6 protein-coding genes and 1 pseudogene are annotated in these 6,980 nt (G+C 42.1%); 2 read left to right on the top strand and 5 right to left on the bottom strand.

The features are described 5' to 3' along the window. Window positions 1-187: pseudogene (locus VIM89_RS18490) on the top strand (hypothetical protein); the annotation flags it as partial. Here VIM89_RS18490 and VIM89_RS18485 read toward each other — a convergent pair. Further along, the gene (locus tag VIM89_RS18485) at window positions 188-1,282 is read right to left on the bottom strand and encodes an AI-2E family transporter (RefSeq protein WP_488157661.1); all 1,095 of its coding nucleotides are present in this window, start codon (window positions 1,280-1,282) and stop codon (window positions 188-190) included. Between the two features lie 49 nt (window positions 1,283-1,331). Beyond that, window positions 1,332-2,207: a nucleoside phosphorylase gene (locus VIM89_RS18480; protein ID WP_488157660.1), complete on the bottom strand. Its 876-nt coding sequence runs from the start codon at window positions 2,205-2,207 to the stop codon at window positions 1,332-1,334. A gap of 87 nt (window positions 2,208-2,294) precedes the next feature. Between VIM89_RS18480 and VIM89_RS18475 the strand changes: the two genes are divergently transcribed. Further along, a complete protein-coding gene (locus VIM89_RS18475; RefSeq protein ID WP_167516215.1) occupies window positions 2,295-2,471 on the top strand; it encodes a DUF6496 domain-containing protein in 177 nt (58 codons plus the stop codon). Window positions 2,472-2,591: 120 nt separating this feature from the next. Here the strand turns inward: VIM89_RS18475 and VIM89_RS18470 are convergent, their stop codons facing one another. The 3 genes from VIM89_RS18470 to mgrA all read right to left on the bottom strand — a co-directional run bounded on the left by VIM89_RS18470 (window position 2,592) and on the right by mgrA (window position 6,851). After that, window positions 2,592-4,691, bottom strand: a complete 2,100-nt coding sequence (locus VIM89_RS18470) for a M48 family metalloprotease (RefSeq protein ID WP_488157659.1) — start codon at window positions 4,689-4,691, stop codon at window positions 2,592-2,594. Between the two features lie 12 nt (window positions 4,692-4,703). Further along, window positions 4,704-5,675, bottom strand: a complete 972-nt coding sequence (locus VIM89_RS18465) for a Gfo/Idh/MocA family protein (RefSeq protein ID WP_488157658.1) — start codon at window positions 5,673-5,675, stop codon at window positions 4,704-4,706. Between the two features lie 186 nt (window positions 5,676-5,861). Further along, window positions 5,862-6,851: an L-glyceraldehyde 3-phosphate reductase gene (gene mgrA / locus VIM89_RS18460; RefSeq protein WP_488157657.1), complete on the bottom strand. Its 990-nt coding sequence runs from the start codon at window positions 6,849-6,851 to the stop codon at window positions 5,862-5,864. Window positions 6,852-6,980: the final 129 nt, after the last annotated feature.

The raw sequence follows: 6,980 nt of genomic DNA, 5'->3' as shown, positions 1-6,980 counted from the left end.
CAGTAAGTGGTTGTTTGTTTTTCCTATAGTTCTGGTTGGCGGATTTGTTTATTTCCTGATCCGTTGCATGATACATAAATACAAAGAGCCCGATTCAAACTGGTTACTTGTTATCAATACCCTGATACTAATGGCATATTGTGCAACGCTATTTTTCAAGGTTTACCAGTTAACCATGTCGCACTGATCATTCGGTTTTCATCGCCTTTTCCGCCGACTTTTTGTATTCATACTCCCCACCAAAGAGGAATCCCCATGGTTTCAGGCTTTCTATCCGATCGAAAATGATCTTCAGGATAGCGATCACCGGTATAGCCAGGAACATGCCCGACAGCCCCCAGATCATTTCGCCAATCACAATGCCGAGGAAGGATATCAAGGCATTTAACCGCACTTTTGAACCCACTATGGTTGGTAACAGGATGTTTGAATCTACTGCGTGTAAGATAATTACGCTTATTATCACATACAATACATTCTGCGGATTGCCGGTTGCAAATGTGATGAGCGAACTCAGGAACAAGGCAGTAAATATCCCTACATAAGGTACGATATTAAACAAGCCTACGATCAGACCGAGCAGCATAGCATATTTAATGCCGATCAGCAAAAAAATGGTGCAGGCAATGGTTGAAACCACTACCATTTCGAGCAGAAGCCCCAAAATGTATTTTCTGAGGATACTCTGGATATTAGTAACGATGTCATATACAATTGGCGAGTTATCATCCCTGAAAACCCACACCAGGAAGCGCAATAACAAGCGCCTGTAAAGCAATACCAGGAAGGTAAAAATCAAGATAAAAGAATAGAATAGCATTAACGATGATACTGCCCCTAGAGTGGTACCGATGACGTTTCCGCCCGAGGCCATCAGTTTATTGGTAGCATCGTGCACATAATCCATTTGTTTATCCATATTGATATGAAAGCTATCTTGTATCCATTGCCGAATGTCGTCTACCGATTGCCCCACCTGCTTTTTCAGCATTGGCCAATCGTCAGCCACCCTTGATATTTGGGATCCTACCAGGTACAGTATAAAGCCTATAAAGGCTACCAGCAGTAGAATAGATATGAGCGAGGCAAGACTACGGTGAAGCTTAAACTTCTTTTCAAAGAAATTACATATTGGCAGCAGTAGGATAGCAAACAGAAAACCGAAGATGAGCGGATCCAGCAGGTCTTTACCTAAAATAACCAGGTAGCCGAGGGCGATAAGACCAACTAATACCAGTGAAAGCTTTTCGTAAAACGGGGCGGCAACTTTTTTAACGCTCATAGGGGTAATGCGGTTTTTGTTCTTTGAAGATAGCGATAATTATCATTACTTATAAAATATCCGCAATTCTCTCCAGTAGCTGACGGATGTAATTATCTACTATTTTTTCAGGCTGTTTACTAAAGGTTAGTGTTGAGCGGTTGGCTAATATTACATTGAATGATATTGCCCTGTGCCCCAAAACGGCTGAAAGTCCGTAAATACCGGCGGTTTCCATTTCAAGGTTCGTAATACGTTGCCCGTTTAGGTCAAATTGCTGCAGCGCATTCATAAACTCGGGGTGTGCGGTATGAGCCCTTACTTCTCGCCCCTGCGGAGCATAGAATCCGGGTGCGGTAAAGGTTATGCCTTGCAATGTATCGTGGCCAAGTTTAGCTAATAGTCCTTTATCCGCCGATGCAATGTAAGGAACAAAGCCACCATCCTTTGGCAAGGCCTGTTTAAGCGCATTTAATAATTGCTGTTCAGGCTCCGTATTCTCCCGCTTGTAATAATGCATTAAAGTATCCAGCCCAAATGCAGCTTTGGAAACCAGCAAACTATCGACAGGTATATCAGCCTGTATAGTACCCGATGTTCCGATACGGATAATATTCAATTTCCGTAATTGTGTTTTGGGTAAGCGTGCCTTCAGATCGATATTAACCAATGCGTCGAGCTCATTCAATACGATATCAATATTGTCCGTGCTGATCCCGCTTGACATAACGGTTATTCTTTTCCCATTGATGGTACCTGTATGGGTAACAAATTCCCGTTTTGATTTCTTGAGTTCGATCGTATCAAAATAGCGGCTTACCCTGGGTACGCGGTCCGGATCGCCAACGGTTATTACGGTATCAGCCAGGTCTTCCGGTAATAAATGCAGGTGATAAACGCTGCCATCTTTATTTAATATTAGTTCGCTCTCAGCTATCGGTTTCATTGTTCGTAAAGGTAATCAACCCGGTGATAAAAACCGTTCCGGCCGCTGTTTGTTGATTAATTATCATCTATTATAAAAAATACAACCATGGCAAAATATTCAGAAAAAGCAGGCGAAAAGGTTGAGAAAACCATGCACGAAATGAAAGAAGGCAAGCTAAAAAGCGGCAGCGGTAAAAAAGTAACCAGTAAAAAACAGGCAGTAGCCATAGGCTTGTCAGAAGCACGGAAAGAAGGGGCGAAAGTGCCTAAGAAAAAATCTTGATTTTTGTCTTAACTATGATTTGAATGATTTTTTGACTTACTATGATTTTCATGTTATTTAAGATAAAAGTTTTCATTTAATCATTCAAATCATAGTTCAGACAGCCTCTACAAATTATTTTTAATCGATCAACTCTAACTGAAAATCAAAAAGGTCTTTTTTAAATTGATGATTTCTCCGGTATAACACGTCCACATACATATTCATCGCATTGTTAAGAATACCTAATGCCTGGTTATCATATTTTGGTTCCAGGAAATAGGTGTATTTGTTTTTCAGATACTTATCCAATATTTCCGATTGATTTTCGTTGATGAAAAACGCTGTATCCGGTTCGGCGAGTACCTCGGTCATCCGGGGCTTTACGTCCTTTTCTACAGCATAGATGTGATTCACTGTCGCATAAATATCATTTAATGCCATACGGCCATAAACGGGACTTACTGCACTCATCACAGTGTTATAATTGTCAAAATCCTGAATTGCTTCGGTTTGATATTTAAACACCTTTTCGTAATGTGTTATTAATTGCTTTTTCAGCTCATCAGTCGATGACGCTTTATAAAACATTCTGAAAATATTTTTATCGAGGGCCGTCAGCCGTGCTTCTTTCTCTTTAAGCTCATTTGTAAGTTGCTCCTTTATATTTTCAGCATCTTTAGGATAATATTTTACACCTCTAAAGTCAAACGACCTTATATGATCACCCTTACTTTCGATAAGTGTGGTGAGCTTTGCTATATCCAGGTTTAGCGCATTGATGAGCTTAGGCGCATTACTATTTTCATCACTGAAAAGATCATCGAAATGTTTCAGGTCATTTTCAGAGTCCTCCGCCAATACCTCGTCGAAATTAAAGACAGTGAGTAAACGGCTATTATAAAAACCCTTATATGCTTTGTTAAATGAATTGGCGACTTTTTCATTTTCCAAATGCTCTTCAATTAGTTTGATGTCGACGATTGCCAATTCTTCTTTTGATTTTACGTCTTCATATATCAAATCACTAAAATGCGTTTGCAACTCCAGTGGATTATTAAATAGTTTCCATGGCGATTCATTTACAACCGGAGAATGCAAGTTCAACTGACCTACGTTGTTTTCACGGTCTTCCAGGTCGGGGTGAGAAGCCCATTGGTTATCGAGCGTAACCTGTACGTTGTCGAGAGCGTCGATCTTTTTGTCGGCTACCGGTAAGCCATTTTTATCCGTTTGCAAATTATAATCATCGGCATAGTTTTTTATAAATACCGAGTGCAATTCATAAATATTAGCCGGGCGCTGATTTTCTGCAAGTTCTGAATTGATGATACCGAACATTTGGTTGTAGCAGGTATCACCGATTTCAATTCTTCTTAATGATGAAACCACGTTGTTGCCGCCGCTCGCATAAGCTGCAATGGTATCCGCATGAAATTCCATTTGCCGGGACAGCTGCATGTAGCTCTTATTAATAAAAATGTACATCTTCCGGAGAATCTCCTGGATGCCTCTAACGATATAAACATTGATCATAGCTGCGAAACGAAGAACCCAGTGCGTTCTTCCCCAGGCATTTAATGCTTTATGGTAACCTGTATTCTCATACAATAAATTGTACAATGCCCTGTTCAAGTGATATACATAACTGCCAAAGCGCATGCTTCTTTGCGAGAAATGGCCGAACTCATGCGCCAATACCGTTTTAAATTCCGATTGATTAACACTATTCACCAAACCAAGCCCGATAGTCAGGCTTTTTCTGATCGGCATGAATAAGCTCCAAAAATTTGGCCTGAATGATGCACTTGCATTTACCTCATTGGTCAGGTAAACATGTTTAGGATAATTGGTCCCGACCTCATCAGTTACTTTGCGAATAAAACTGAATAGTTCCGGATGCTCATGCTCCTTTATTTCGTGACCGGTAATTGGTTTTTCCCTTTTTGCAAAAATGAATTTGATAAGGAAAAATACAAGCATTAGTCCGGAAAGTATAAGCCCCAAACCAAGTGCAAGAACAAGAAAGTTGCTCACAGCCATCATCATTGCAATGCCTATCCAACCCATTGCTATTGCAATGGCCGTAGCTGAAATGAGCAGTAAGATATAGACAAGCACGAAAGATACTATCGCACCAATTACTTTGTAAGTGCTCTTTTTAAATTGTTTTGATGGCCTGGTAATGCTTTTCTCAGCATTTTCAGGCATTTTCGGGAAGGATAAGGTTAGGTCGGTCATATAAAATATTAATTAAGTTGTAAATGCGTCCAATATCTTCATCAGCGTCACCGCTTCTTCAATAGGACAGGGGTTTGGCCCTTTATCCCTGAAGTAGTTTACGATCTTTTCAATCATAGGTTGCTGAATGTGTTCAGGATGGGTGAAGTTTACCGTTTGCTCTTCATAAATGTTTCTCCAGCTTACAAAAGTGCCGAAGAAGGGGAAGGTGATTCGTCCTTTGGTGCCGATGATCTCGCAGCTATCCACTACTTCGCTTTCGACTACATTAAATGACCAGGAACCGTTTACCACCACGCCATTTTTAAAAACGATCTCTCCGCAAACATGGTCATCAGCCGGATTCGCTTTCGACTGGTTTAAAGAGTATCCATGATATTTCTCGGGTTCGCCGAAATAATACAGCATCAGGTCTAGTTGATGAGGAGCCAGGTCATGAAAATATCCGCCGCCGGACAGTTCCGGCAAAACCCGCCAGTTGGTTTCCGAGTTGGCGATCAGGTCCGGCCTCAAACTTTTCCACATCCTGATCTGAACAGTTCGTACCTCACCGATAGTTTGATTATCTAGCAATTCCTTCACATACAGAAACATCGGCAAAGCCCGGCGGTAATGAGCTACGGTGAGTTTGCCATTATATTCTTTCACGGCATCAGCCATGGCTTGTGCCTCTTGTGCGTTGCGGGTAACTGGTTTTTCTACATAAACGCCCAAGCCTTTTTTCAAAGCAGCAATCGCATACTCCAGGTGATTGACCGGCGGCGTGGCCACAGAAACTGCATTAACTTCAGGATCATTTAATAATTTTTCAGCATCGTCATACCAGCGGCCAACGTTGTGCCTTGCAGCATAATCGGCAGCTTTTGCGGCATTGCGCCGCATCACGGCTACCAGCCTGCTGTTGTGTATTTTATTATAAGCCTGTCCGCTCTTTTTTTCGGTCACGTTACCGCAGCCAATGATACCCCAGTTGATGTTATCCATTTAGTTTATTGTTAAATGCATATCGCACAGTTGACTCATCCGGTCATTGCTACGCTCGACCACCTTCTCTTCGCTGCGCGAAAAGAAGGGTTTTTTATTTTTTTTACCCTCTTTCCGCGTAGCGGAGAGAGGGTCGAACATCCGCTGGCTAGCGGAGCATTCGGGGTGAGTCCGCACGACGTATGCTTATTTCAAAATACCCTCGATCTTATCCAACTCCTCTTTTGAAAACTCGATATTATCCAAACACTTCAGCGAATCAGCCAATTGTTCAGATCTGCTGGCGCCAATCAATACCGAAGTAACGCGATGATCTTTCAGCAGCCATGCTAAAGCCATTTGGGCTAATGTCTGACCGCGCTGAGAAGCGATATCGTTCAGTTGCCTTGCCTGGCTTACCCGTTGCTCGGTTACCTGGCCTTCTTGTAAAAAGCCGGTTGATTTTGCAGCTCTTGAATCTTGCGGAATGCCATGCAGGTATTTGTTAGTCAATAGACCTTGCGCCAATGGCGAGAATGGAATACAGCCCACACCATCTTTTTCCAATACGTCTAATAAACCGCCTTCAACCCAACGTTCAAACATAGAGTATTTAGGCTGATGGATCAGGCAGGGCGTTCCTAATCGTTTTAATATCGCAAATGCTTTTTCAGCTTCAGCAGCAGGGTAATTGGACACACCAGCATACAGCGCTTTACCCTGGCGAACGATCAGATCAAGTGCGCTCATGGTTTCTTCCAACGGTGTTTCGGGGTCAGGACGGTGATGATAGAAGATGTCTACATAATCCAACCCCATACGTTTTAAGCTTTGGTCTAGGCTGGATACCAAATATTTTTTTGAACCCCAGTCGCCATAAGGGCCATCCCACATGGTATAACCTGCCTTGCTCGAGATGATCATCTCGTCACGATAACCACTGAAATCTTTTTTCAGGAGTATCCCAAAATTCTCTTCAGCTGATCCCGGCGGCGGGCCATAGTTATTAGCCAGGTCGAAATGTGTAATGCCGCTGTCAAACGCCAGATGAAGTATTTTACGGAAATTTTCCATCACATCCACACCGCCGAAGTTGTGCCACAGGCCCAGCGAAACAGCCGGTAATTTAATGCCGCTGCGACCGCAGCGACGGTATATCATGTTTTTGTATCTGTCTTTAGAGGGCAGGTAGGTCATTGGTTTAAAGCTTTAAATGTTGAGGCTTAAAAGTAATAGATTTTTTGTCTGAATCAGAATTTACAGAATTAAAGAATTGCAAAATTTTGGCGACACCATTCTGAAAATTTAAAAATTCTGTAAATTCTG

This window comes from Mucilaginibacter sp. (genome assembly GCF_036568825.1).
GTDB lineage: Bacteria > Bacteroidota > Bacteroidia > Sphingobacteriales > Sphingobacteriaceae > Mucilaginibacter.
This window is presented reverse-complemented; position numbering and strand designations above follow the sequence as displayed.

What these genes read in the sequence shown, in the direction of transcription:
- VIM89_RS18475 (WP_167516215.1), top strand. Translation starts at nt 2,295, where the DNA reads ATGGCAAAATATTCAGAAAAAGCAGGCGAAAAGGTTGAGAAAACCATG.
- VIM89_RS18480 (WP_488157660.1), bottom strand. Translation starts at nt 2,207, where the DNA reads ATGAAACCGATAGCTGAGAGCGAACTAATATTAAATAAAGATGGCAGC.
- mgrA (WP_488157657.1), bottom strand. Translation starts at nt 6,851, where the DNA reads ATGACCTACCTGCCCTCTAAAGACAGATACAAAAACATGATATACCGT.
- VIM89_RS18485 (WP_488157661.1), bottom strand. Translation starts at nt 1,282, where the DNA reads ATGAGCGTTAAAAAAGTTGCCGCCCCGTTTTACGAAAAGCTTTCACTG.
- VIM89_RS18470 (WP_488157659.1), bottom strand. Translation starts at nt 4,691, where the DNA reads ATGACCGACCTAACCTTATCCTTCCCGAAAATGCCTGAAAATGCTGAG.
- VIM89_RS18465 (WP_488157658.1), bottom strand. Translation starts at nt 5,675, where the DNA reads ATGGATAACATCAACTGGGGTATCATTGGCTGCGGTAACGTGACCGAA.